The sequence below is a fragment of the Actinoplanes regularis genome, from assembly GCF_900188005.1.
Classification (GTDB): Bacteria; Actinomycetota; Actinomycetes; order Mycobacteriales; family Micromonosporaceae; genus Actinoplanes; species Actinoplanes regularis.
In genome coordinates this window covers 1-23,503 of sequence record NZ_FZNR01000030.1, presented here as the reverse complement: position 1 = coordinate 23,503, position 23,503 = coordinate 1, and the positions used below count along the sequence as shown (strand labels likewise).

The window sequence follows — 23,503 nt, the reverse complement described above, 5'->3', positions numbered from 1 at the left end:
CTTCCCGCCGGGTCACGCATCGCAGCAGGGATTGGCCGGCGCGCCGGGGCGCCTTGATCGATAAGTTGGACGAGCGCATCGACCTGCGACTGTTCTGTGAGTTTCTTGGTCGGTCCTGGTAATCAGCGGCCCGGAGTGATGAGGCCGGTCTCGTAGGCCAGGACGGCGGCCTGGGTGCGGTCGCGCAGGTTCAGTTTCATCAGGATGCGGCTCACGTGGGTCTTCACGGTCTGCTCGGCGACGGTCAGGTGGACCGCGATCTCCGCGTTGGACAGGCCGCGCGCGACCAGCCCGAGCACCTTGATCTCCTGGTTGGTCAGGGCGGCCAGGCGGCCCGACGGCGCCCCGGGTGGGGCCGAGCGCTGGGAGAAGTCCTCCATCAGGCGCTTCGTCACCGACGGCGCCAGCACGGCCCCGCCGGTGACCGTGGTGCGGATGGCGTCGGCGAGCTGATGCGCCGACGAGTCCTTGAGCAGGAAGCCGTTCGCGCCGGCCCGGATCGCCTCGTGCACGTACTCGTCGTCGTCGAAGGTGGTGAGGACCAGCACCTTCGTGCCGGGAGCGTGTGCCAGGATCCGCCGGGTCGCCTCCAGACCGTCGAGGACCGGCATCCGTACGTCCATCAGCACCACGTCCGGGCGCAGGTCCCGGGCCTGCCGGACGGCCTCCTCCCCGTTCGCGGCCTCGGCGACCACCTCGAGGTCCGGCTGGGCGTTGAGCAGGACGGCGAAGCTCTCCCGCAGCATCCGCTGGTCGTCGACGACGAGCACCCGGATCGGCGTCGTGCTCATCGCCGATCCACGGGCAGTGACATGGCGACCTCGTACCATCCGTCGTCGCGGCGTCCGGCTCGCAGGCTCGCCCCGAGAACCGCCGCCCGTTCCCGCATGCCGGTCAGACCGTGGCCGGCGGCCACCACCGGGGAGAGCCGGCCGGCGGCCGGGGAGGGGCTGTTGGCGACCCGCAGGTCCAGTTCGGCCGGGCCGTAGGCGACGTCGACCTCGACGTCGGCACCGGGCGCGTGGCGGATCACGTTGCTCAGCGCCTCCTGGATCACCCGGTAGGCGATCAGCTCGACCTGCTCCGGCAGGTCCCGCACGTCGCCGCGGATGCCGGTCTTCAGGGTCAGACCGGCGCTGCGACAGTTGCCGAAGAGCTGATCCAGGTCGGCCAGGGTCGGCTGGGGGGCGTACCGATTGTCACTGTCCTGCTCGGAGCGGAGCATGCCGAGAATCTGCCGCGTCTCCGTCAGCGCCGCCAGCGCGTTCTGCCGGATCGAGGCGAAGCTCTCGGTCGCGGCCGGGTCGAGCGCGCTCACCCGGTAGGGCGCGGCCTCCGCCTGGACCGCGATCACCGACATGTGGTGGGCGACCACGTCGTGCAGTTCGCGGGCGATCCGGGTGCGTTCCTCCAGCACGGTTCGCTGCGAGCGTTCCCGCTCGGTGAGGCCGACCTGGTGGCGCAGTTCCCGCCGGACGTCGCGCAGCCAGCGGGCGATCGCGACGCCGGCGAGCCCGACGGCGTACAGGCCGGACAGCACCAGGCCGTTGTTGATCTGCGCCCGGCCGGTGAAGATCGTCTCCGCGGCGACGGCCACCACAGCCGTGATCAGCCACTGGGCCAGATAGACCGGGGGTGGCACCTGGTAGGCCACCAGCACGGCGACGAACAGGTGCGCGACAATCCCGGCGACGCTCCACGGCCAGAACGCCTCGTCGGCCACCTGCTCGGCGGAGAGACCCACCAGGATCAGGTAGGGCAGCGCGGCGAGCAGCGACAGCCACCACGCGGCGATCGGCCGATAGATCACCAGGATGACCGGCGTGGCCTGCGCCAACGCCAGGGCGACGATCATCGCCGGGCTCCACGGCAGAGTTTCGGCGACGACCCCGACACCGACCGCGGCCACGTAGAGAGCCAGCAGCGACACCCCGAGGAGCCGCAACCCCCGCATCAGCGTGGGACGTTTCGAGGCGACGGTGCGTTCCGGACGGGCCGACAGGGCGAACAGCCGACGGCCGGCCAGGCCCGCGGCACGGAAGGAAGACGCCACCCGTACCTCCTGATCGATGTTCGCCCTGCCATGTAAGCACCCGGACGCGAGTTCACGGCATCCGGAAGAACAGCATCGGGTCGTCGCGGCCGTCGTGGACGGATTCCAGCAGGCCGAGGCGCTGCTTCAGCTGCTTGAGCTCACGGTTGACCGGCGGGGCGGCGAGGCGCGAGGGGGTGAAGTGTCCGGCGCCGTTCTGCTCCAGCCAGGACAGCACCACCCGGCCCTCGCTGACCGGCCACGGCCGCCGGCCGTGGAAGACGTCGTGCACGCTCACCGTGACCCCGGGCCGGACCGTCGGGAAGAGCTCGCCGACGAACCACCGGGCGAAGGACGCGGTGTGCGCGGCGTCGATGAAGAGGTGGTCGATGTCGTGCCGGTGGCCGCGCAGCGTCTCCCGGGCGTCGCCCGGCACGAACGTCCAGCGTCCCTCGGCGAGTTCGGCGGGGACGTTGTGCCGCGCGTTGTCGATCAGGTCGTGGGTGACGAGCGTCCCGGCCCGGTTGTCGCGCAGCGCCCGCAGGATCCAGGTCGTGGACCACCCGTGCAGCGATCCGATCTCCACCACGGTCGCGGGCCGTTCCTTCCGGATCAGCAGGTAGGTGATCTCCGCCTCGAGGTCGTCGAGCTGAGTTCTCATTCCCGGACAGGTGGTCCGTAGCTCGCGCTGTTCCTTCCGTACCGTTCGGAGGTCGTCCTGGAATTCGCGGTACAGATCGGAGACGTGCTGCAGGGTGATTTCCGCACGTGACGATCGCGCGGCCGCCGATGAATTGGTCAACGCTTTCTCCTTCTCCGAATGGTTCGGTGACGAATCTAGGCAGCGGCGGATCTGCTGTCGTCACTCTCCGGTACGATCTCCGAAAAGGCGCATATCACCTGGTCAGAGGCGGTTCTCCAGATCCGGTGAATGGACCCGTAGCTCTCCGGTACTACGGGTCGGGACCCCCTGTGGATTGACGACACCGATCCATTTCGCGCCTAACTTCGTCCTCATTGGATGAGGCCGGAGGAATTGATCCGATGACTTGGAAGCGGTTCATCACCGCACTGCTCGCCATGACCCTGGGGGTGCCCGGCGCATACGTTTTCGGGCCCACCCCGCCCAGCCCGGCACCGCTGCCCGCGGGTCAGGCCGCCTGGCTCGCCGACCCGGCGCACCTGCCGGATCTGAGCGCCGCGCCGGCCGCGACGGTGGCCGCGTACTTCGCCGGTCTGCCGGACGGGCGCGCCGAGGAGCTGGCCCACACCTACCCGGACGTCGTCGGCAACCTCGACGGAGCGCCGATCGAGCTGCGCTACGCGGCGAACCTGCTGCAGAGTCCGCAGTGGGCCGGCCGGCAGCTGCTCGCCCTGGATCCGCGCGGCGACGGCCGGATCGCCGAGGTGCTCGGCGATCTACGCGGCGCCACCCACGTCACCGTTCTCGTCCCGGGCGTCGACGACACTCTCGGCAACTTCGACACCGGCCACGGCGGCCGGCTCCGGCGCGCGCCGGCCTGGCAGGGCCGCCAGCTCTACACGCGGATGCTCGCCGACCGGCCGGACGCGCGCGTCGCGGTCGTCGTCTGGCTGGGCTACGACCCACCCGAGGGGGTACGCCGGCAAGCGATCCGTGAGGAACGGGCCGCGGCCGGCGCGCAGGCCCTGGACCGGTTCCTGGACGGACTCGTCACCGGCCGCCCCGGGCTCGCGATCACCGTGGTCGGCCACAGCTACGGCTCCACGGTGGCCGGTCTCGCCGCCCACGACCTGAACCCCCAGGTCACCGACATCGTGGCGATCGGCAGCCCCGGCATGGGCGCCGACAGCGCCGCCGGCCTGCACACGTTCGCCCGCGTCTGGGCGGGCAGCGCTCCCGACGACTGGATCCGGCGGGTTCCGGGCGTGCGCGTCCTCGGCGCCGGGCACGGCCGCCTGCCGATCGATCCGGCCTTCGGCGCGCTGCCGCTGCCGTGCGGGAACGTCGACGGCCACGACGGCTACTTCGAGCCCGGCTCGGCCGCGTTGCAGGCGATGGCGTCGATCGGTACCGGCTCGACGGGTGATCCGCGATGACCACGACGGCGTGGGCGGATCGGATCGCCACCGCGACCCCGCCGGACCGGGAACGGGTGATCGACGGGCTCCGTGTGATCGCCATGCTCGGCGTGGTCGCCGGGCACTGGCTCGTCACCGGCCTGACCACCGGCACCGGAGGCGAACTCCACCAGGCCAGCCCGCTCACCGCGATACCGGGCCTCACCCCGCTGACCTGGGTCCTGCAGACGCTCGGCCTGTTCTTCTTCGTCGCGGGCAACACCGCCGCTCGGGGCCTGGACCGGGCCGGGCGGCGCGGCGGCTCGACCCGGTCCTGGCTGGCCGGCCGGGCGCGCCGGCTGCTGCCGCCGATCGTCGTGTTCCTCGGCGTGTGGCTGCTGATCCTCGCCGCGCTCCGGCATACCGCCATCGGCCCGTGGACCCTGCACACGGCCGGCACGATCGCGTTCAGTCCGCTCTGGTTCGTTCTCGTGCTCGTCCTGCTGCTGCCGCTCACCCCGCCGGTGCTCGGCGCCGTCGACCGGTTCGGGGCCGCGGCGGCCCTGCTGCCGCTGGGTGCGCTGATCGCGATGGACGCGCTGCGGTACTGGCTGTGGCCCGGGATGCCCGGCTGGCCCGCCTACCTGAACTGTGTGACCGCCTGGCTGGTGCCGTACACGCTCGGGGCGGCCGCGTCGCGGGGCCGGCTCGCCGGGGAACGTTGCGGCCGGGGCCTGCTGCTGGCGGGTCTGACCAGCGGCGCCCTGCTGATCGCGGCGGGCTATCCGGCGAGTCTGGTCGGGGTTCCGGGCGACGGGCGCTCGAACCTCAACCCGCCCTCGCTGCTCACCGCCGCGCTGTCGGCCGTGCAGATCGGTCTCGCGCTGCTGCTGTGGGCGCGCCTGGAGCGCCGGCTGCACCGTCCCGGCTGGTGGGCGGTCGTGGGCGGGCTCAACCTGACGGCGATGACGATCTTCCTGTGGCACCAGAGCGCTCTGTTCGGCGTCGCCGGGCTCGGCCACGTCCTGGGAAGCGATCCCGTCGGGCTGATCGGCTCGCCGGACTCTGCCGGCTGGATCGGGCACCGGCTGCTCTGGCTGCCTGTGGTCGCCGTCGCCCTGATCGTCCTCTGCCTGCTGTTCCGGCGGGCCGAGTCGTTCGGCGCCGGTGACGGGTCCCGAAGCCTCGCGCACCGGTGAGCCGGTGCGCGAAACCCGCCGTTACTCGCCGAGTCCGCGGCGCCGGAGCTCGGACCGGAGGTCCGACGACCTCAGTCCCGCAATCGGCATGGAGAAGCGCAGTTGATCACCCTTGCGCTTGCACGACGGCCGACGGCCACCGCGGTCAAATCGCATCACCCGCGATTCGTCGACGGAACCAACGACAACGTCGAGCATCGCTACAGGCCACCACCACCGGACACGGGCACTCGACACGGCCTCGTAGGGCACCCCGAGCACATCGTGCCGCGCGGCAGCCAGTTCGATCCCCTCGCTACCGAACCTCAGCCCGGCCGGCAGACCACAAACGAACAACCAAGAGGCGAAAGGAAAGAAAAACGCATAGGTAGCCACATAGAAGGCGCCGAAAGCAACGCTGAAACTGCTCGGACGGCCAGTGAGCATCGGGAGTACGAATCGGGCGAGCGTCACCCCGGCGGCAGCCCCAACGAAGCCTATCGGGGCCATCGCGACCACGTAGCGCCACGACGACCACCGATATTCCACATCGCCCGACACCGGGGCATAACCAACCGCCACGAGTTGATCGTGGCAGTTGGTGACGTACGAATACCAGACCCGTCGGCCGGCCCAAACGGCCACAGCCTGCCGCCGGACGACCATGACCGGACGACCCCGAGGTCATCAAGAAACAGACAGACGGATGGCCGCTGACCTGGGAAGGGAGTCGGCCGGCACCGTTATCTCCTGGGTGTCGATCAGCTTGGCCGCGCCGACTAAGGTGCGCTCAGCAAATTGCTCGAAGGGGATCCCATGTCGTCACACCGCCTCCAGTTGCTCGGCGTCGCAGCAGCTGCCGTCGCGCTTCTCGCCGCTTGCGATGCCGGCGCATCTGAGAATGCGGGAGACGATGCGGTCCCGGCCCAGGTGACGTACAGCTGCTGTGCGGACACGGACGTTGATTCGCCTTACCGACCCGGCCAGACGATGTCCGTTCGTTGGACGGTCGAGTCGCCGGACGGCCCAGCCGCCGGCGCGGCCCCGGTCGAGCTGACGGCCAGCCTGACCGGGCCGTACGCGACGGTGGAAGAACTGAAGACCGCATCAGAAGGTCGGGACATCGCGGCTGGGGTTGTCACCTTCACGGCCCCGCCGATCCGGCCGACCGGTACCTCCGGTGAGCAGCCGGTGAGCAGCATTCCCATCGGCTCCGATGCCCGGCCTGGGTACTACAACCTGGCCACATCCATGAATGAGGTTGGCAGGAGCTCCGGCGGCGCCAGCATCATCCGCGTGGTGGCGAAGGGCTGAGCCCCGCGGCCAAAGCCGCGATCAGCGCAGTGCTCGGTGCGCCGGTTTCGAGGGACCTGGCCACGTGGGCGGTAGCTGTGATGGCACCGTAGGCGACCAGCCGGACCAGGTCGGCCTCGCTCGGATACGACAGTCGCCAGTGGGCGACGTCCCTCGCGTCGATGGCGCCGGGAGCGAACGCCGCGAGCAACGCGATACGGGCACCAACCTGATCGCTTCCGGTCAGGTCACGGACCAGGTCGGCGGCCCATCCGGCCGGCTCGACCGGATGCCGCCCGTCCTCCCAGCGAACGGTCCCGGTGACGGTCCGACGAGCGGTATCGCCCAGCAGCACACCGCCCTTCGTCGCGGCGTCGATCAGCGCCGAGTACGCCACCCCGACCGGGCTGTCACCGGCCCACCCGGGCGGTGCCGTGTTCACGGCGCCGAGCAGGGCCAGGCTGCGGCCCGGCTCCTTGGGCTCGCGAACGGTCCGCGCATAGAGCCGCCCCCCGACGTTCCGCACAGCGGGCAGCCGCTGCAGACCCCCGGGCAGCAGGTCGGGCGCGAGCAGCGCGGACACGACACGGTTGATGAAGTGAAAGGCGAGCAGGGTGCCGGTGACCTGCGGACCGTACGGGCTGCTCCACCCGGCGGCCCGGGGATTACGGCTGGCCGCAGCCCAGTCGGCGAGCTCGGCGTACTCCCGAATCGGCGGGGTCTCCCCGCCCGCGATGATCTCGGCCAGTTCATGTTCGTCCAGCGCGTGCAGCAGCGTGACGTGCGCGTCGACGCAGAACCGGCAACGGTTGGCCCGGGAGACCGCCGCCGCGACGACTTCTCGTTCCACCCGGCCGGCCCCTTCGGCGAGCAGCGCCTCGCGCATCAGCGCCCAGGCAGCGGCCAGCAACTCCGGAACGGCGGAGATCGCCTGGAACATCGGTGGCGGCCCGATGAAGTCGGTCCGCATCTGCTGATAGACCTGCGCTGTCCGGCCGGTCGCGGCCCTCGCCGGAGCGGGAGTGAAGAAGCGATATGCCATACGGTCGATGCTCGTCGGTGCGGGCCGATGAGACGTCGCCCCGGCGGAGACACTTCGGCGCCCGCTGATACCGCGTTCGCGGTACGCCCGGCATACCGCTGCGGCGGGATGCCCGATCCCGGCCTTCCTCCTACAGTTCGCTCATGCGTGCGGACCTGCCCTACGCCGTCGGCGGTGTCGCTGTCGGTGCCCTCCTGCTCGGCAACGCGGCCCTCTCACCGGAGGCCGATCCGGTCGGCGTGCTCGACATCGCCCTGGTCGTGGTCGCGGCGGCGGCGCTCGCGTCGTGCCGGCGTCGCCCGGTGCTCGCGGTGGCCGTGGTGACCGCGGCCATGCTGGTCGTGCACGTCCGGGTGCACGCCGGGGTCTCCGCCGCGTTCCCGGTGCTCGGCGCGGTCTGCGTCGCCGCCTGGCGGGGGCATCGGCGGGCCGCCGTCGTGGCCAGCGTCGCGTTCCTCGGCGGCTATCTCGCGCGCGACATCTCGGTGGCGCCCGCCGGGCTGCCGCCTCAGCAACTGCTGGAGCGGACCAGTCTGCTGCTGGGCTGGTTCGTGGCGGTCAACATCGCGGGGCTGGTGGCGCGGGAGCACCGGGCGTACCTCGAGCAGCTCGAGCGGCGGCTGCTGGAGGCGGAGCGGACCCGCGAGGAGACGGCGTTGCGGCGGGCCGGTGAGGAGCGCCTGCGGATCGCCCGGGATCTGCACGACTCGCTGACCCACAGCATCTCCGTGATCAAGGTGCAGGCCGGGATCGCCGTGCACCTGGACCGCAAGAACGGTGCGGAGCCGTCGGCCGCGCTGCTGGCGATCCAGGAGGCCGGTGGCGCGGCGATGCGCGAACTGCGGGCGACGCTGGCGGTGCTGCGCTCCCCCGACGACGCCGACCGGCTGGGGCTGGCCCGGCTGGACGAGCTCGCCGGGCGAACCCGGGCGGCCGGGGTTCCGGTGCACGTAACGGTCTCGGGTGAGCCGCCGGAGCTGCCCGTCGAGGTGGATCAGGCCGGGTACCGGGTCGTGCAGGAGGCGCTGACCAACGTCGCCCGGCACGCCGGCCCGGCCGTCGCCGAGGTGCGGGTCGAGTACACGCCGACCCGGCTGACGGTGGCGGTGACCGACGACGGTGCCGCCTCGACGGCCGGACCGGTGACGCCGGGGGTCGGCCTGCGCGGCATGCGGGAACGCGTCACCGGGCTGGGCGGGACGCTGCACGCGGCCCGTGGTGACGGCGGCGGCTTCACCGTGCGGGCCACGTTCCCGCTGGAGGGCCGGGCGTGATCCGGGTGCTGCTCGCCGACGACCAGGCCCTGATGCGCGCCGGGTTCCGGGCCCTGCTCGACGCCGAGGACGACCTGGAGGTGGTCGGTGAGGCCGCCGACGGCGCCGCCGCCGTGGAGCTGTCGCGACGGCTGCGCCCGGACGTCGTACTGATGGACGTGCAGATGCCGGGGCTCGACGGCATCGAGGCCACCCGGCGGATCGCCACCGACCCGCTGCTGACCGCGGTGCGGGTCCTCATCCTCACCAACTACGAAGTGGACAGTTACGTCTTCGACGCGCTCCGGGCCGGGGCCAGCGGATTCCTGCTCAAGGACGCCGACCCGGCGGACCTGTTGCGGGCCGTCGCCGTCGTGGCCCGCGGCGAGGCCCTGCTGGCCCCGTCGGTCACCCGCACGCTGATCAGCGAGTTCGTGACCGGCGCCCCGCCGGGTGACCTGACGGCGGGGCGCGAGGTGCTGACCGCCCGGGAGCAGGAGATCGTCGAGCTGGTCGCCCGTGGGCTCGGCAACGACGAGATCGCCGAGCGCGTGGTGATCAGTCCGGCGACCGCCAAGACGCACATCAACCGGGCGATGATGAAGTTGCACTGTCGAGATCGCGCGCAGCTGGTGGTGTGGGCGTACGACTCGGGTCTGGTCGCGCCGCGCCGCCGGTGACCACGAACGCCAGGCCGATGATCGACAGGGCGGCGCCGGTCACGGTGATCCAGACCGGCAGCGCGGGCGGGATGCCGAGGAACGTCACGATGCCCAGGATGCGGTGCAGGCCCCACGGCAGCAGCACCATCTGGTCGTTCCAGGCGCTGAGCGCGCGCTCCAGCCCGGCCGACCAGATCAGGGTGCCGACGGCGAGCACCGGGACGCCCGCCGCGAGCGCGACGGCACCGGCGACGCGGCGGCGTGACCAGCCGTACCGGGTGCGCAGCACCGAGCCGGTGGCCACGAACAGCCAGGCGAAGGCGGCGAAGGAGACCGTGACGTACACCGTGCGCACGGCCGGGTCGGTCCAGAACCGGAACCAGTAGAGGCCGGGGCCACGGACCGCGAGCACGGCGAGCAGCAGCACCGTCCGCAGCAGCGCGACCCCGCCGAGCACCGCCCACAGCGCGTACGGGTCACGGCGACCCACCAGCAGCCGGGCCACCAGCGCGAAGAGCACCCAGGAGCCGAGCGTCACCAGCAGGTGGGCCGGGGCCGCGAACCAGGTGTGGATCTCGCGGCTGAGCAGCAGGGCGCCCGCCGGGAGCAGGATCGCGACCCAGCGCGCCGCCCGGCCCGGGTTCTCCGGCGCCTTCCACGGCATGATCGCCGCCCGCCACAGGGACCGGATCGGCCGCCACGGCACCAGGATCGAGGCGAGCAGCAGGCCGAGCAGGACGCGGGCCAGGACGGCCATCGCCGGATCGCGGTCGGACCGCTCCTCGCCGAGGTCGGCCGCGGTGAAGTTGTAGGCGGGCAGGTCGACGTCGCCGCTGTACGCGCGCACATAGCTGTCGCGCGCCTTCCGGTACTCGAGCTCCGCGGCCTTCCACTGCTCACGCGCCGTCGCGGAGCCGGTGTCGAGCCACTGCGCCCGCCGCAGGAACATCTCGCGGTACGCGCCGAGCGTGCCGTACAGGTCCTTCTGATATTGGAGCGAGTCGAGCAGATGGGCTCGCAGGGCGGGGTCGCGCCACGTCGCGGGGTCGGTGGCGGCCACGCTCGCGTACTGTTCGCCGGCGATCGCGACGGCCTGCTCGCCCGCGGCGATCGTCTCGTCGACGTGGCCCCGGCTGATCGCGTAGACGCTGCCCAGCACGGCGGAGTCGCCCGTGGCGATGTCCCACTCGAAGATCCACATCATCGGTGGCGGCTCGAGCCCGAGCGCCTTGACCGAGTAGTTCGCGTACGGCGTGAGGTAGAGCCCCTTCGTCACGGCCTCACGCGAGTTCGCGAACATCCGGCTGATCGCGGCCACCGTGGCCGGGTCGCCGGAGAACGTCTGACGCACCCAGTCGGCGGTGACCTCGCCCGGGTCCGCGTCCGGCTCCCTGGCCAGCCGGCCCATCGCGTACGCGTTCAGGTCGTACAGCTGCCAGAATCCGGTCTGCAGATACAGCGTCATCGGGCCGGCGCGCAGCGGGCCGCCCTCCTGCGTCCACAACCAGACGCCCTCGATGTGCCGGTTGGCCGCCAGCAGCCGCTTCAGGGCGGACGCGTGCAGCGCCGTCAGGTCGTTGGGCAGCGAGCCGAAGCCCTCGAACTCGCGCCGGCCCTGGAACTCGACGATGCGCCGCTGGTCGCCCACGGTCAGCGTGTCGTTGAGCGGCAGGTGACTGTAGAAGTCGCCGAGGGTGAACTTCGTCGAGACGACCAGGTGCGGGTCGTTGAGACCGCCCAGCACCTCCTCGTACGAGTCGGGGTTGGTGTGCAGGTCGCCGACCGCCCCGACCCCGACCGTCCAGGTGCGGAAGATGATGTCCCGGTCGCCCTCCGCCGCCACCGCGAGGAACGCCTTCAGCATCGCCCGCACCTTGTCGGGTGTGGTGACGGCGATACGCGAGAAGTAGTCCCAGCCGGGCGCGGCATAGGCCGAGCCGCCCTCGCCGATCCGGATCATCAGGCCGGATGCGAACGGCATGCTCGCGAACAGCTCACGCAGCCCGGCCTGGTAGACCGCCCACTGGTCCTGCTGCTTCTCGAGGTACGCCTCGAGCGGCCCGGAGAGCGCCAGCATGTCGGTCATGAAGTAGACGCGCAGGCCCATGTCGGCCGCGTACCGGAAGACCGGCGCGAACGCGGTGACCATCGCCCGCGCGCGGGCGATGTGCGGGTCACTGCCGGGGTAGACGGCGTGGCCGTCACCGACGTTCGCAAAGGTCACGTACTCCAGGAAGCCGGGTACGACGACACCGTTGTAGCCCTGCGCCGCCGAGTGATCGATGAACTGCCGGAACTGCGCCGAGACCTTCTCGACCTCGGCCTGGTCGACCCATGGCGCCTGCGGCAGCAGCGTGCCGGTGACGACGTCGGAGTTGAGCGAGTAGTCGGTGCCCTTGCTCCAGCGCGCCGCGTCCGGCTCGCGGCCGACCGATCCCACGTCGGTCAGGCGCAGGCCCAGCTTCGGCGTCCGAGCCCCGGTGGTGACCGGCTCACCCGACCGGATCTCGTCGGCCAGCGCGTAGAGCCCGGCCGCGGCACCCGCCTCACTCGCCGCGCTGAGCGTGAGCCCGCCGGCGGTGCGGTCGATCCGGTAGTCCTCGCCGGCGCCGTCCCCACCGACGATCACCTTGAGGACACCCGCGGGCTTCTGCCCCTCGACGGCGTCGGTGACCGCCCCCGCCGCGACGTCCAAGCGGTGCGTGTGACGGTTCATCGTCACCGACCCGATCGGGGACGCGACGGCGGCCCGCGACGGCGCCGTGCTCGACGGCTCGGCCATCACTGTCACCGGGCTCCAGGACAGCCGCAGCGCACTGCTCAGCCCGAACGCCATCCCGGCACCCAGGGAGAACAGCACGATGATGATCATGAGGCGGCGCATGCCTATTTCTAGAGCAAACTTTCGCGTTTTTCCAGATCAACAGCCCGGCCGCGGCCGCCCGGATCATCCCTGACCCACTGACCGCGACCGGTTTCAAGTTCAAAATCCAGATTCCCCGGTACGACCGATGGAGCCCCGTGACCAGGCTCGAGCCAAGTCCCGTGCTGCTCTCGCGCGACGCCCGCGCCACCCCTGGAAGCTGCCGCGCATCGCGACCCGCTTCCACCGGATGCCATTAGATCTCGAATTCGGCACTACCGTCCCGATTGAGTGAAATCAAGGAACGACCCTGGCGGGAACCCGCCGCGCCGATGCGAAAATAGGGTCCCCACTTCCCGATCCCCGATCAATTTCAGGCATGCGAATCCGCCTAAGATCAATCGTCAGAGCGGGGCCAGAAATGTTCAAGAAGCGGCGCTTGTCAGCGCTTTCAGCAATTGCCGTGATCACGATCGCCACCCAGATCCCGAGCCTGCCGGCGGCCGCCGCACCACCACCCGGAGGCGGCTTCAGCGGTATCGCCGGGGACTTCAACGGCGACGGCAAAAACGACATCGTTACGTTCACCCGTGGGTCGGCCGCCGACGTCTACGTCGCTCTGTCCAGGGGAAACTCCTTCTCCGGGACCGGCGTCAAGTGGCACGACTATTTCGCCGCCGGCACGGAGACGCCGCTGGTCGGCGACTTCAACGGGGACGGCAAAGACGACATCGCGACCTTCACCCGCGGAGCCGCAGCCGACGTGTACGTCGCACTCTCCACCGGCTCCAAATTCACCGGCACCGGCATCAAATGGCACAACTACTTCGCCGCCGGAACAGAGATCCCAGCAGTCGGCGACTTCAACGGCGACGGCAAAGACGACATCGCGACCTTCACCCGCGGAGCCGCAGCCGACGTGTACGTCGCACTCTCCACCGGCTCCAAATTCACCGGCACCGGCATCAAATGGCACAACTACTTCGCCGCCGGAACAGAGATCCCAGCAGTCGGCGACTTCAACGGCGACGGCAAAGACGACATCGCGACCTTCACCCGCGGAGCCGCAGCCGATGTATACGTCGCACTCTCCACCGGCTCCAAATTCACCGGCACCGGCATCAAATGGCACGACTACTTCGCGGTCGGCTCCGAGCTCCCCTCGGTGGGTGACTTCAACAACGACGGTAAAGACGACATCGTGACCTTCACCCGCGGCACGGCGGCCGACGTGTTCGTCGCGCTGTCGACCGGCTCGAGGTTCACCGGCACCGGCGTCAAGTGGCACAACTACTTCGCCGCCGGCCGGGAGATCCCGGGCACCGGTGACTTCACCGGCGACGGTCGTGCGGACCTCGCCACCTTCACCCGCGGCTCGACGGCCGATGTCTTCGTGGCCCGGTCCACCGGCTCGAAGTTCCTCGGAACAGGGTGGAAGTGGCACAACTACTTCGCCGTCGGCACGGAGATTCCCCAGCCCGGCGTCCTGTGGTGAGTTCCAGTCCGGCGTGGCCGCCCCGCGAGCGCGGGACGGCCACGCCGTCCGTCTGAACGGCACTGTTCTCACCGCGACGAAGCGCGGTGAGAACAGTGCCGGCGACGTCAGCCGCGGGCCTTGTCCCCGGCGTGGTGCAGGTGCGGAAGGTGGATCTCCTCCGGCTCCGGCGGCAGGTCCTCGACGCCCGTCGCGACCGCCTGCTCGTGGCGACGGTGGGCGGACGGCACCAGCAGGGCCGCCACGACCGCGAGCACCGCGACGCCGGCGCAGGTCCAGAAGCCCATGGTGAACGCGTCGTCGGTCGGCATCCCCTGCGGCGTGGTGTTCGAGGTGATCACCGCGGCGACGATGGCGGTGCCGATGCTGCTGCCGATCGTCCGGGCGATGGTGTTCACGCTGGTCGCCTCGCCGGTCTGGGCGGCCGGGACGGCTTCGATGATGGCGTTCGACATGGCCGCGAAGGCCAGGCCGATGCCGGCGCCGGTGAGCAGGCCGGAGACCAGGACCTGCCAGATCTCGCCGTGCGCGATCGCGGGCAGGGCGAAGGCGGCGACGACCGAGACGGTGCCGAGGAACATCGGCAGCTTGGGTCCGTAGCGGCGGGACAGCAGGCCGGCGAGCGGGCCGAAGAAGATCATCATGATCACGGTCGGCAGCAGGAACAGACCGGACTGCGAGACCGACTTGCCGAAGCCGTAACCGGTGATCGCCGGAAGTTGCAGCAGCGTCGGGACCAGCAGGAACGTGCCGAACATGGCGAAGCCGAGGATCATCGCGACCAGGTCGGTGGACCAGACCGCGCGCAGCTTCATCAGGCGCATGTCGACCAGCGGCTCGGCCACCCGCAGCTCGACGAAGACGAACGACACCAGCAGCACGACACCGGCGACGAGCAGGCCGATCGTGCTGCCCGAACCCCAGCCCCAGCTCTGGCCCTTGCTGATCGCCAGCAGCAGCGCGACCAGTCCGCCCGAGAGGACGACCGAGCCGACCACGTCGAGCCGGCCGGGGGTGCGCACCGGCGACTCCTGCATCCCGAAGATCGCGCCGAGCAGGGCGATCACGACCAGGCCCAGGGGCAGCCAGAACAGCCAGTGCCAGGAGAGGTGATCGACGATCGGGCCGGCGCCGACGATGCCGACACCGGCGCCGATGCCGAAGATCGCCGACAGCAGGCCGACGATCACGCCGACCCGCTCGCGGGGCAGCTCGTCGCGGACCATGCCGATGGAGAGCGGCAGGATCGCGCCGGCGGCGCCCTGCAGGACACGGGCCACGATCAGCACGGCGAGGTTGGGCGCGAGGGCGGCGAGCAGGGTGCCGGCCGCGAGGGTGGCGAGGACGCCGATGAGCACCCGGCGCTTGCCGGCCATGTCGCCGAGCCGGCCGAGGATCGGGGTCAGCACGGAGGCGGCCAGCAGGTAGGCGGTGATCACCCAGCTGCCGTCACTGGCGGAGACGTTCAGGTCGCGGGCGATGGTCGACAGTGCGGGTGCGACCAGCGACTGCAACACGGAGAAGGCGAGGCCGCCCAGAGACAGGTAGAGCACCAGCATCGTGGTGTTGACGCGTGGGCGCGCCTCGATCGTCGTCGTCACGGATCCCCCGGGGGAAGAGATGTAAACCCTGGATTACTTAGCCGCAATTATGGGACCCGGGGAGAAAGTCAACCAGTGATTACATCAGTTACGGTGATCACATGAGCGAGCTTGCGAGCGAACGGCACCGGCATGCGGCGGAGGTGGCGGCATGAGCGCGGCCGGCCCACGGCGCCGGGACTCCGCCGCCACCAAGCAGGCGCTGCTGGAGGCCGCCCGGCGCCGATTCGCCGCCGACGGGTACGCCGCGACCTACATCCGGGACATCGCCCAGGACGCCGGGGTGAACGTCGCGCTGATCGCCCGCTACTTCGGCTCCAAGGAGGGCCTGTTCCGGGACTGCCTGGCCAGCTCCGCCGACGACCTCGAGCGCTCGGTCGCCGACAATCTCACCGTCGACGACCTGCCGGAGCTGATGACCAGCCACCTGACCGGCCTGAAGAAGGGCGAGTACCCGACCCGCATCCTGATGCTGCTGCGCTCCTCCGGCGACGAGCGGGCCGAGGAGATCCGGCTCGGCACCCTGCGCTCGTTCGCCGAGCGCATCGCCGCGATGACCGGCTCCTCCGGCGACGCGGCGGTGCTCGACGCGCAGTTCGTCCTGGCCGCGACGCTCGGGCTGACGATCCTGCGCTCATCCGGCATGCAGCCGCTGGCCGCCGCCGGCGAAGCCGAGATCACCCCACGCCTGCGCCGCCTGATCACGGCGATGCTGGGCTGACCCGACTCAGCGACCACGGCGGCGCCGAGCCACCGTCAGTGACCACACCTACGCCAGGCGACCGTCAGTGACCACACCTATGCCAGGCCACCGTCAGTGACCGCGGCGGCGCCGGTTCACCAGGATCCCCGCCACCAGGGCCACGGTCCCGTTGAGCGCCACCAGGGCCGCCACCGGCCCCAGGAACAGGCCCACGAACGGCAGCGCCAGGAACGCCCCGACGCACAGCACCGACACCGTCGGGAACGGGCAGGGCATCGACGTCGAACTCATCCGGCGGGCGAAGTCGGGGTCTGCCGCGCAGAGCCGCTGCTCGATCTCCGCAAGCTCGCGACGGTCCTTCTCCTCGAGCATGCGCTCCCCCTTCCGGATAAAAGAGGAATAAGCGTTTCAGCAGGAATTAACGTACTAGAAGCATATAACAGAGGGTGAGCAATAGTTCTCCGTATGCGCAGCCGAGGAGTCTGGATGACCACCGTCGCCCCGAGGCCCGTCCCCACGCGACCCCAACCGATCCGCCTGCAGGTGAGAGGGTCCGCGCTGGCTCGAACCCTACGGACCACCGACGCGAAGCAAATCGGGATCATGTACATGGTCACGTCGATCATCTTCTATGTGATCGGCGGCATCATGGCGCTGCTGATGCGCATCGAACTTGCCCGGCCCGGCATGCAACTGCTCTCCCCGGAGCAGTTCAACCAGCTCTTCACCATGCACGGCACCGCGATGCTGCTGTTCTTCGCGACGCCTATCGTGTTCGCGTTCGGCAACTTCGTCGTACCGATCCAGATCGGCGCCCCGGACGTCGCGTTCCCACGGCTCAACGCGCTCGCCTACTGGCTCTACCTGTTCGGCACGCTGATCGCGCTCAGCGGCTTCCTCACTCCCGGCGGCGCGGCCGACTTCGGCTGGTTCGCCTACACCCCGCTGAGCGACTCGCTGCACTCACCGGGCGTCGGCGGCAACATGTGGGTGGTCGGCCTGGCCGTCGGTGGTCTGGGCACCATCCTCGGCTCGGTCAACCTGATCACCACGATCCTGTGCCTGCGCGCGCCCGGCATGACCATGTTCCGGATGCCGATCATGTGCTGGAACATGCTGGTCACCGCCCTGCTGGCGATCCTGATCTTCCCGTTCCTGGCGGCCACGCTCTTCGCCCTCGCCGCCGACCGGGTGCTCGACGCGCACGTCTTCGACGTGGACACCGGCGGGGCGATGCTCTGGCAGCACCTCTTCTGGTTCTTCGGCCATCCCGAGGTGTACATCATCGCCCTGCCGTTCTTCGGCATCATCACCGAGATCGTCCCGGTCTTCAGCCGCAAGCCGCTCTTCGGCTACAAGGGCCTGGTCGCCGCCACCATCGCCATCGCCGCCCTGTCGATGAGCGTCTGGGCGCACCACATGTACGCCACCGGCCAGGTGCTGCTGCCGTTCTTCAGCTTCCTCACGTTCCTGATCGGCGTACCGACCGGCATGAAGTTCTTCACCTGGGTCGGCACCATGTGGCGCGGCCAGGTCAGCATGGAGACGCCGATGCTGTTCGCGGTCGGCTTCCTGGTCACGTTCCTCTTCGGCGGCCTCTCCGGCATCATCCTGGCCTCACCGCCGCTCGACTTCCACGTCTCCGACTCGTACTTCGTGGTGGCCCACTTCCACTACGTACTCTTCGGAACAATCGTGTTCGCGGTCTTCGCCGGCATCTACTTCTGGTTCCCGAAGATGTTCGGCCGGATGCTCGACGAACGCCTCGGCAAGATGCACTTCTGGCTCACCATGATCGGTTTCCACGCGACGTTCCTGGTGCAACACTGGGTCGGCAACGAGGGCATGCCCCGGCGATACGCCGACTACCTGCCCGGCGACGGCTTCACCACGCTGAACACGATCTCCTCGATCGGCTCGTTCATCCTCGGCGCGGCGACGCTACCGTTCCTCTACAACGTGTGGCGGTCGTACAAGATCGGCCCGGTCGTCACCGAGAACGACCCGTGGGGCCACGGAAACTCTCTCGAATGGGTCACCACCTGCCCACCGCCGCTGCGCAACTTCCACCAGATGCCGCGAGTCCGCTCCGAGCGGCCGGCCTTCGACCTGAAGTTCCCGCACCTGGCCGCCGGCGAGCAGTCCATGGCCGGCCCGCCCGAGGGTGGCGCCCGACCGCTGACCAAGGAATCCGACGGCGGCGCGACGTACTCCGAGGACATCGCCTCCGACCGCGATCGCAAGAAGAAGAAACGCTGACCGTCCGGTCCGGATCGTCGCCCACCCGCCGGATGGCGGGTGGGCGACGCCATTTCAAACCCATTTCTTCGGTACGACCTTTCGCGTCCCGTCCGCAGGCTTCTCAGCCGAGCCCCGTGAACGACAGCTTGGTGGCCGCCCTCCGGCGAACAGCGATACTCAACGGGTGGAAACCCCGCCCGAGATGCACTTCGCCCGCGCCGAGGACGGTGTGACGATCGGCTATCAGGTGTTCGGCCAGGGGCCGGTGCTGGTGTGGATGCCGTCGCTGAGCAACATCCTCGCGCAGTGGCGCATCCCGGCGATGCGGGCGACCTACACCGCCCTGGCGCGGAATCTGACCGTGGTGCTCTACGACGGCCGCGGGATGGGCAGCTCGGACCGGCGGATCGACCTCGCGGATCTCGGTGTCGAAGCGCACCTGCGTGACCTGCGGGCGGTGCTGGACACCGCGGGCCTCCGCAAGGCGTCGTTGCTGGGCTATTACCACGCGGTGGCGACCGCCATCGCGTTCTCGGCCCGGGAGCCGGAGCGGGTCGATCGGCTCGTCCTGTTCGGTGGGGCACCGCGGATGAGCGAGGCGATGCGGCCGGCCCAGACGCAGGCGTTGCTGTCCCTGGTGGAGCAGGACTGGGGCCTGTTCGCCGACGCCGCCGCGGCTGCCTGGCTCGGCTGGGACTCGGCGCCGTCGGGCCGGTGGACCGCGGCGGCCTTCCGCACCGCCACCACCGCGCCGGTGGCCAAGGCGTGGTTCGAGGCCGCGCGGCACATCGACGTGACCGGCGAACTGGGGCGTGTCCGGGCACCGGCGCTGGTCCTGCATCGCCAGAACGAGCAGCAGATCCCGGTCGAGGTCTTCCGGCGGCTGGCGGGCAGCCTGCCGGACGCCCGGCTGGTGGAGCTGCCGGGAACGACACCGACGCTGTTCATGGAGGACTCCGCGAACGACGTGCGGCTGGTCACCGACTTCGTGACCGGCGCCGGGACCGGCGCGCAGACGCCGCCTACCACCGACTTCGTGACCGGTGCCGGAGCCGGCGCTCAGACGCACCCCACCACCGACTTCGTGACCACTGCCCAGACGGGCGCTCAGGCGCCCCCGACCCCGGCGGCCGGCCTTCCGCCCGGTTCGCCGGCCGCTCGGCTCACTCCGCGCGAGGTCGAAGTCCTGGGGCGGCTCGCGGTCGGCGACGCCAACCTCGAGATCGCCCGCCGGTTGGGCATCGCGGTGCACACGGTCGAACGCCACCTGGGCAACATCTACCGCAAGATCGGCGCTCGCGGCCGGACCGACGCCGTCGCCTACGCGCTGCACCGGATGCCGGAAACCCGTCACCCCGGATGACGGATCGCCAGGATGCGCCGGCCGCTGCCACGAGCGCAGGATCACCTCATGACCACCTCAGCCGCAGCACCGAAGAACATCTCCTGGCGCTTCGCCCGCGCCACCGCACCGGCTGTCCGGATGCTGGCCGGCAGACGCTGGTTCGCGGGGTGGGCGGTCATGCACCATCGCGGGCGGGTCAGCCGACGGAACCTGACCGTGCCCGTCGCGGTGGTCACCACCCCGGACGGCTTCATCATCAACCTGCCGTGGGGCGCGGGCACGAACTGGGTCCGGAACGTGGTGGCCGCGGGTGGCTGCACGGTCCGCTGGAAGGGCGCCGATCACCCGATGGACCGCCCCAGAATCATCGACGCGACCGCCGCCCGGCCCTACTACCCGCGGCTGACCTGGGCGATCGCTCGGCGGCTGTTCCCCGCCGACGCCTGGTTGCTGCTGCGCCACGCCGACCGATAGTCAACCTGCCATCATCACGACGTGCACTTCAGCATCGGGGACGGCTACGCGGTGTATCGCGGCCCGGCGACGGACAGCGGTCTCCACCGGCACGCCGCGTTCCAGATCGTCACCGCGCTGCGGGACGAGGTGGCCCTGGCCGACGCGGCGGGAGCCGAGCACCGCGCCACGACCCTGCTCGTACCGCCGATGGTGCCGCATCGGCTGCTCCCGTCACCGGAGCTGGTCACCTTCTACATCGAACCGCATGCGATCTTCGCCGACCACCTGCGCGAGCACTACCGCGACGGCATCGTCGCGGCGCCCGAGCTTGCCGACCTGCACACCGTCGGCGAGGGCCGTTCCCGCGAACTGGATCCGCGACTGGTCGAGGCGATGACCCTGCTGCGGCAGCGCAACCTCACGATGCCGGAGCTGGCCGCCGCGGTCGGGCTCTCCCCGCAGCGTCTGCGAGCCTTGGCGCGACAGCAGGTGGGCATGCCGCTCCCCCGCTGGCGGGTGTGGGCCGAGCTGCGCCGGGCGGCCGAGGCGCTGCGGTCGGGTCAGTCACCGGCCGAGGCCGCGATCAGCGCGGGCTTCGCCGACCAGGCACATCTGACCCGTCGGATGCGCGAGATGGTTGGTCTCACCCCGGCGGCCGTCCTCCCACTCCTTCGCAACTCCCACTCCTCCGCGACCCCCGCCCACCAAGCGGCCGACCCCCAACTTCCTCAGGACCCCCACCGCTAAGGAGCCGACCTCCCACTCCATCGCGCCCCACCCACCAAGCGGCCGACCTCCCGCTCCTTCACGACCCTTGCTCTCAATCGGTCAGTCGCGGTGAGCGACGTAGACCGAGATCGACCCGGTGATCGTCCGGACGACGTCGGCTTCGCGTACCTCTCCGAAGCCCGCAGCGGTGATCAGCTCCGGCAGGACCCCGTCGGCATTCGGCTGCGTGTCGGCCCTGCCGTCCGCGAACTGCACGGTCCTGAACGCCAGCCGCATCACGGCAGTGCGCTGGAGCCCGTAATCGGTGATCACCAGCTTGCCGCCCGGCCGCAGCACCGCGGCCATCGACTCGAGCATCGCGAGCTTCACCGGCACCGGGCACTGATGCAACACCAGGCTGGAGACAACGGTATCCGCGATTCCGGCAGCCAATGACTCCCCCAACGCATCGCCGCGGCCCGCCGACCATTCGACCGCTCGCGACTTACTCCGGGCGATCGCGAGCACTTCGGGGTCGGGGTCCACACCGATGATCCGGGCCCGCGGCTCGACCCGGGCCAGCATCGCCGCCAGGGAGCCGGTACCACAGCCCACGTCGACGATCACGTCCCCGGAGCGGGGCGCGACATGCATCGCGGTCAGGGCTCGCCACAGACGCTCGCGGGTCAGCGCGACCACCGGATCGTAGAACCGGGTGGGCGCGAACCGCCCGAGGGCGGGAGTGAACGCGTTGTCTTTCATGCCTCGCAGTCTCGGCTGTACCCCGTACCCCAGTCTTGAACCAATCGCTCGCCCCCGGGACCTCCTTCCACAGCCGTACCCACCGGCCTCCGAACTTTTTATCGACGCCGTACCCACCGGCCTCCCGGCTTCGTTCCCGGCACCGCACCCACCAGCCTCCGGCTTTCCCCCCCCGGTGCGATGCCCACCGGTCTCCGGCTTTCCTCCCCGGCGCCGCGCCCACCAGCCTCCGGCTTTTCCCCCCGGCACGGTGCCCACCGGTCTCCGGCTTTCCCCCGGCACGGTGCCCACCAGCCGCCGGCTTTCCTCCCCGGCGCCGGGATGTCACAACATCAGCGGCGCTGGCCATGACATGGTGTGACCGCCATGTCCCAGCAGACCGATCGGCACCTGTGGTCCGACGCGACCGCCGGCGCCGGCGACGCCTTCGGTGCCCTGTTCGACCGTCATGTCCAGGCCGTCTACCGGCATTGTTTCTGGTTGACCTCGTCATGGGCCGACGCCGAGGATGCCACGCAGTCGACCTTCCTGCTCGCCTGGCGCAAACGCGGCCAGGCGCGGCTGGTGGACGACTCGATACTGCCGTGGCTGCTCTCGGTCGCCGGGAACGTCGTCCGGGACCAGCAACGCTCGCTGCGCCGATGGCGCAGCGCGGTGCTACGCCTGCCGCCCGAGCCGGACGGCACCGACTTCGCCGGCGAGGCAGCCGGCCGGGTGGACAGTCAGCGACGCATGCGGGAGGTACTCACCGCGGTCCACCGGCTACCTCGTGCCGAACGCGCTGCCCTGGCACTCTGCGTCTGGTCAGGCGTGTCGTACGCCGACGCCGCTGTGGTCCTCGGCACCAGCGAGGTAGCCGTACGAGCCCGGGTGAGCCGGGCCCGGCGCCGCCTGGCCCGGCTTCTCGACCCACGCAACGACGCCACACCGGCAATCGACCCGTCGAAGGAGGCCTGATGACCGGCCCCGAACAGCTGCCGCCCACGTACGATCTGCCCGCTGGCGCGCAGCGGCGGATGCGTGAGCACCTGCTCGCCGAGATCACCGGCGCGGAAGCCACCAGCCGCTCCCGGCACCGCACGTGGCTGGTGCCCGCGGCCGTCGCGGCGAGCGTCCTGCTGGCCGCCGGCGGGTTCACCGTGATCCGAGCCCTCACCGGCTCCCCCGCCCCTGATGGAGCCACCGACCCGGACACGAACAGCAGCACGGCCAGCGCCATCGACTGCGGAACCTTCAACCTGGGGCTGGACAAAGAACTGCCCGAGTCCGCTCCCCGCTGCATGGCCGACGCGGCAGCGGCCGGGACACCCGCCCGGCTACAGCAGACCCGCCTGACCGACGAGGGCGATCCCATCGTCGAGACCTACACCGTGGACGGTCGAGAACGCATCCATCTCGTCATCGACACCCGGGCCGACAAGTACGGCCCACAGACCGTCCGCCTGCTGAGTTGCACCCAGCTGACGCAGCGCGGCCTCCGCCTGGTCGCCGACCATTGCACAGAGTCCACCCTCGGCAGCAACTGACTGCAGACACCGGCTGACAGCACATCCGCAAGATCAGCTAACTGCGAGACCCCGCCGCCACCACCAGACCCAGTCGCCAGAACCTGGCTGGGCTCCACGCCCCAATCCCAGCCGCTGATACGACCACCGGGCCCAACCACCAGAACTGGGCTGGGCTTACGTCCCTATCTCGGCTGCTGATGCGATTGTCAGACCGGCTGATACCCGGAGTGGTCGGTTCGGTGACGGAAAAATAACCGGACGTTTCCTCAAGTACGGCAACCGGGTGGCACCCGCTTGGGTCCCCCGGCCGCTCCGCGCGCC

The 23,503-nt window shown here is 70.3% G+C and carries 22 protein-coding genes; 13 read left to right on the top strand and 9 right to left on the bottom strand.

Annotated elements, in window-relative coordinates; genetic code table 11:
* Positions 1–122 precede the first annotated feature (122 nt).
* Genes CHC09_RS40735 through CHC09_RS40725 form a run of 3 tightly spaced genes read right to left on the bottom strand, consistent with a single transcriptional unit; the run spans position 123 to position 2,834 of the window.
* Positions 123–791, bottom strand: coding sequence for a response regulator (locus CHC09_RS40735; protein WP_089298618.1), 669 nt, complete (start codon positions 789–791; stop codon positions 123–125).
* Positions 788–2,053 (bottom strand): sensor histidine kinase, encoded by a 1,266-nt coding sequence (locus CHC09_RS40730; RefSeq protein ID WP_203833391.1) that lies wholly within the window; start codon positions 2,051–2,053, stop codon positions 788–790. The genes CHC09_RS40735 and CHC09_RS40730 overlap by 4 nt, the downstream gene beginning before the upstream one ends.
* A gap of 52 nt (positions 2,054–2,105) precedes the next feature.
* Positions 2,106–2,834, bottom strand: coding sequence for a class I SAM-dependent methyltransferase (locus CHC09_RS40725; RefSeq protein WP_179277493.1), 729 nt, complete (start codon positions 2,832–2,834; stop codon positions 2,106–2,108).
* 242 nt (positions 2,835–3,076) lie between these two features.
* Here CHC09_RS40725 and CHC09_RS40720 point away from each other — a divergent pair, with 242 nt between their 5' ends.
* Both CHC09_RS40720 and CHC09_RS40715 read left to right on the top strand, forming a co-directional pair.
* Complete coding sequence (locus CHC09_RS40720; RefSeq protein WP_089298616.1) at positions 3,077–4,111, top strand: alpha/beta hydrolase; 1,035 nt, start codon at positions 3,077–3,079, stop codon at positions 4,109–4,111.
* Positions 4,108–5,271, top strand: a complete 1,164-nt coding sequence (locus tag CHC09_RS40715; protein ID WP_089298615.1) for an acyltransferase family protein — start codon at positions 4,108–4,110, stop codon at positions 5,269–5,271. Before CHC09_RS40720 ends, CHC09_RS40715 begins: the two co-directional genes overlap by 4 nt.
* A 21-nt stretch (positions 5,272–5,292) precedes the next feature.
* Here CHC09_RS40715 and CHC09_RS40710 read toward each other — a convergent pair whose 3' ends face one another.
* A complete protein-coding gene (locus CHC09_RS40710) occupies positions 5,293–5,832 on the bottom strand; it encodes a hypothetical protein (protein WP_203833390.1) in 540 nt (179 codons plus the stop codon).
* Positions 5,833–6,066: 234 nt separating this feature from the next.
* Between CHC09_RS40710 and CHC09_RS40705 the strand changes: the two genes are divergently transcribed.
* Positions 6,067–6,564 carry a hypothetical protein gene (locus CHC09_RS40705; protein WP_239138834.1) on the top strand — a complete coding sequence of 166 codons (498 nt, stop codon included), beginning with the start codon at positions 6,067–6,069 and terminating at the stop codon, positions 6,562–6,564.
* Here CHC09_RS40705 and CHC09_RS40700 read toward each other — a convergent pair.
* A complete protein-coding gene (locus tag CHC09_RS40700) occupies positions 6,539–7,585 on the bottom strand; it encodes a carboxymuconolactone decarboxylase family protein (RefSeq protein ID WP_089298613.1) in 1,047 nt (348 codons plus the stop codon). The two genes, CHC09_RS40705 and CHC09_RS40700, sit on opposite strands and share 26 nt — an antisense overlap.
* A 143-nt stretch (positions 7,586–7,728) precedes the next feature.
* On the opposite strand from CHC09_RS40700, the gene CHC09_RS40695 reads away from it, so the two are divergent.
* The gene (locus tag CHC09_RS40695; RefSeq protein WP_089298612.1) at positions 7,729–8,859 is read left to right on the top strand and encodes a sensor histidine kinase; all 1,131 of its coding nucleotides are present in this window, start codon (positions 7,729–7,731) and stop codon (positions 8,857–8,859) included.
* On the top strand, positions 8,856–9,518 hold the full coding sequence (locus CHC09_RS40690; protein ID WP_089298611.1) for a response regulator: 663 nt from the start codon (positions 8,856–8,858) through the stop codon (positions 9,516–9,518). Before CHC09_RS40695 ends, CHC09_RS40690 begins: the two co-directional genes overlap by 4 nt.
* Here the strand turns inward: CHC09_RS40690 and CHC09_RS40685 are convergent.
* Entirely contained in the window at positions 9,424–12,384 is a 2,961-nt protein-coding gene (locus tag CHC09_RS40685) for a hypothetical protein (RefSeq protein ID WP_089298610.1), read from the bottom strand. The two genes, CHC09_RS40690 and CHC09_RS40685, sit on opposite strands and share 95 nt — an antisense overlap.
* 442 nt (positions 12,385–12,826) lie before the next feature.
* Here CHC09_RS40685 and CHC09_RS40680 point away from each other — a divergent pair, with 442 nt between their 5' ends.
* Positions 12,827–13,858, top strand: a complete 1,032-nt coding sequence (locus CHC09_RS40680) for an FG-GAP repeat domain-containing protein (RefSeq protein WP_244911631.1) — start codon at positions 12,827–12,829, stop codon at positions 13,856–13,858.
* A 107-nt stretch (positions 13,859–13,965) separates the two neighbouring features.
* Here CHC09_RS40680 and CHC09_RS40675 read toward each other — a convergent pair whose 3' ends face one another.
* Positions 13,966–15,459: an MFS transporter gene (locus CHC09_RS40675; RefSeq protein ID WP_239138832.1), complete on the bottom strand. Its 1,494-nt coding sequence runs from the start codon at positions 15,457–15,459 to the stop codon at positions 13,966–13,968.
* 151 nt (positions 15,460–15,610) lie between these two features.
* Here CHC09_RS40675 and CHC09_RS40670 point away from each other — a divergent pair, with 151 nt between their 5' ends.
* Complete coding sequence (locus tag CHC09_RS40670; protein ID WP_203833388.1) at positions 15,611–16,180, top strand: TetR/AcrR family transcriptional regulator; 570 nt, start codon at positions 15,611–15,613, stop codon at positions 16,178–16,180.
* Positions 16,181–16,273: 93 nt separating this feature from the next.
* Here CHC09_RS40670 and CHC09_RS40665 read toward each other — a convergent pair whose 3' ends face one another.
* A complete protein-coding gene (locus CHC09_RS40665; RefSeq protein ID WP_089298608.1) occupies positions 16,274–16,534 on the bottom strand; it encodes a DUF3040 domain-containing protein in 261 nt (86 codons plus the stop codon).
* A gap of 114 nt (positions 16,535–16,648) precedes the next feature.
* Between CHC09_RS40665 and ctaD the strand changes: the two genes are divergently transcribed.
* The 4 genes from ctaD (at position 16,649) to CHC09_RS40645 (ending at position 20,951) form a co-directional block, all read left to right on the top strand.
* Positions 16,649–18,421: an aa3-type cytochrome oxidase subunit I gene (gene ctaD / locus CHC09_RS40660; protein ID WP_089298607.1), complete on the top strand. Its 1,773-nt coding sequence runs from the start codon at positions 16,649–16,651 to the stop codon at positions 18,419–18,421.
* A 166-nt stretch (positions 18,422–18,587) separates the two neighbouring features.
* Positions 18,588–19,766, top strand: coding sequence for an alpha/beta fold hydrolase (locus CHC09_RS40655; protein WP_239138831.1), 1,179 nt, complete (start codon positions 18,588–18,590; stop codon positions 19,764–19,766).
* A 48-nt stretch (positions 19,767–19,814) separates the two neighbouring features.
* Entirely contained in the window at positions 19,815–20,222 is a 408-nt protein-coding gene (locus tag CHC09_RS40650) for a PNPOx family protein (protein ID WP_089298606.1), read from the top strand.
* 21 nt (positions 20,223–20,243) lie between these two features.
* Positions 20,244–20,951: a helix-turn-helix domain-containing protein gene (locus CHC09_RS40645; RefSeq protein WP_218827188.1), complete on the top strand. Its 708-nt coding sequence runs from the start codon at positions 20,244–20,246 to the stop codon at positions 20,949–20,951.
* Positions 20,952–21,032: 81 nt separating this feature from the next.
* Here CHC09_RS40645 and CHC09_RS40640 read toward each other — a convergent pair whose 3' ends face one another.
* Positions 21,033–21,611, bottom strand: a complete 579-nt coding sequence (locus tag CHC09_RS40640) for a class I SAM-dependent methyltransferase (protein ID WP_203833386.1) — start codon at positions 21,609–21,611, stop codon at positions 21,033–21,035.
* Between the two features lie 429 nt (positions 21,612–22,040).
* Between CHC09_RS40640 and CHC09_RS40635 the strand changes: the two genes are divergently transcribed.
* Positions 22,041–22,631 (top strand): RNA polymerase sigma factor, encoded by a 591-nt coding sequence (locus tag CHC09_RS40635; RefSeq protein WP_089298677.1) that lies wholly within the window; start codon positions 22,041–22,043, stop codon positions 22,629–22,631.
* On the top strand, positions 22,631–23,200 hold the full coding sequence (locus CHC09_RS40630; RefSeq protein ID WP_089298604.1) for a DUF4362 domain-containing protein: 570 nt from the start codon (positions 22,631–22,633) through the stop codon (positions 23,198–23,200). The genes CHC09_RS40635 and CHC09_RS40630 overlap by 1 nt, the downstream gene beginning before the upstream one ends.
* Positions 23,201–23,503 lie beyond the last annotated feature (303 nt).

Excerpts from the sequence above, each read along its gene's own strand:
- CHC09_RS40670 (WP_203833388.1), top strand. The coding sequence starts at position 15,611 with ATGAGCGCGGCCGGCCCACGGCGCCGGGACTCCGCCGCCACCAAGCAG.
- CHC09_RS40665 (WP_089298608.1), bottom strand. The coding sequence starts at position 16,534 with ATGCTCGAGGAGAAGGACCGTCGCGAGCTTGCGGAGATCGAGCAGCGG.
- CHC09_RS40720 (WP_089298616.1), top strand. The coding sequence starts at position 3,077 with ATGACTTGGAAGCGGTTCATCACCGCACTGCTCGCCATGACCCTGGGG.
- CHC09_RS40700 (WP_089298613.1), bottom strand. The coding sequence starts at position 7,585 with ATGGCATATCGCTTCTTCACTCCCGCTCCGGCGAGGGCCGCGACCGGC.
- ctaD (WP_089298607.1), top strand. The coding sequence starts at position 16,649 with ATGACCACCGTCGCCCCGAGGCCCGTCCCCACGCGACCCCAACCGATC.
- CHC09_RS40715 (WP_089298615.1), top strand. The coding sequence starts at position 4,108 with ATGACCACGACGGCGTGGGCGGATCGGATCGCCACCGCGACCCCGCCG.
- CHC09_RS40705 (WP_239138834.1), top strand. The coding sequence starts at position 6,067 with ATGTCGTCACACCGCCTCCAGTTGCTCGGCGTCGCAGCAGCTGCCGTC.
- CHC09_RS40630 (WP_089298604.1), top strand. The coding sequence starts at position 22,631 with ATGACCGGCCCCGAACAGCTGCCGCCCACGTACGATCTGCCCGCTGGC.
- CHC09_RS40695 (WP_089298612.1), top strand. The coding sequence starts at position 7,729 with ATGCGTGCGGACCTGCCCTACGCCGTCGGCGGTGTCGCTGTCGGTGCC.
- CHC09_RS40735 (WP_089298618.1), bottom strand. The coding sequence starts at position 791 with ATGAGCACGACGCCGATCCGGGTGCTCGTCGTCGACGACCAGCGGATG.
- CHC09_RS40650 (WP_089298606.1), top strand. The coding sequence starts at position 19,815 with ATGACCACCTCAGCCGCAGCACCGAAGAACATCTCCTGGCGCTTCGCC.
- CHC09_RS40635 (WP_089298677.1), top strand. The coding sequence starts at position 22,041 with ATGTCCCAGCAGACCGATCGGCACCTGTGGTCCGACGCGACCGCCGGC.
- CHC09_RS40685 (WP_089298610.1), bottom strand. The coding sequence starts at position 12,384 with ATGCGCCGCCTCATGATCATCATCGTGCTGTTCTCCCTGGGTGCCGGG.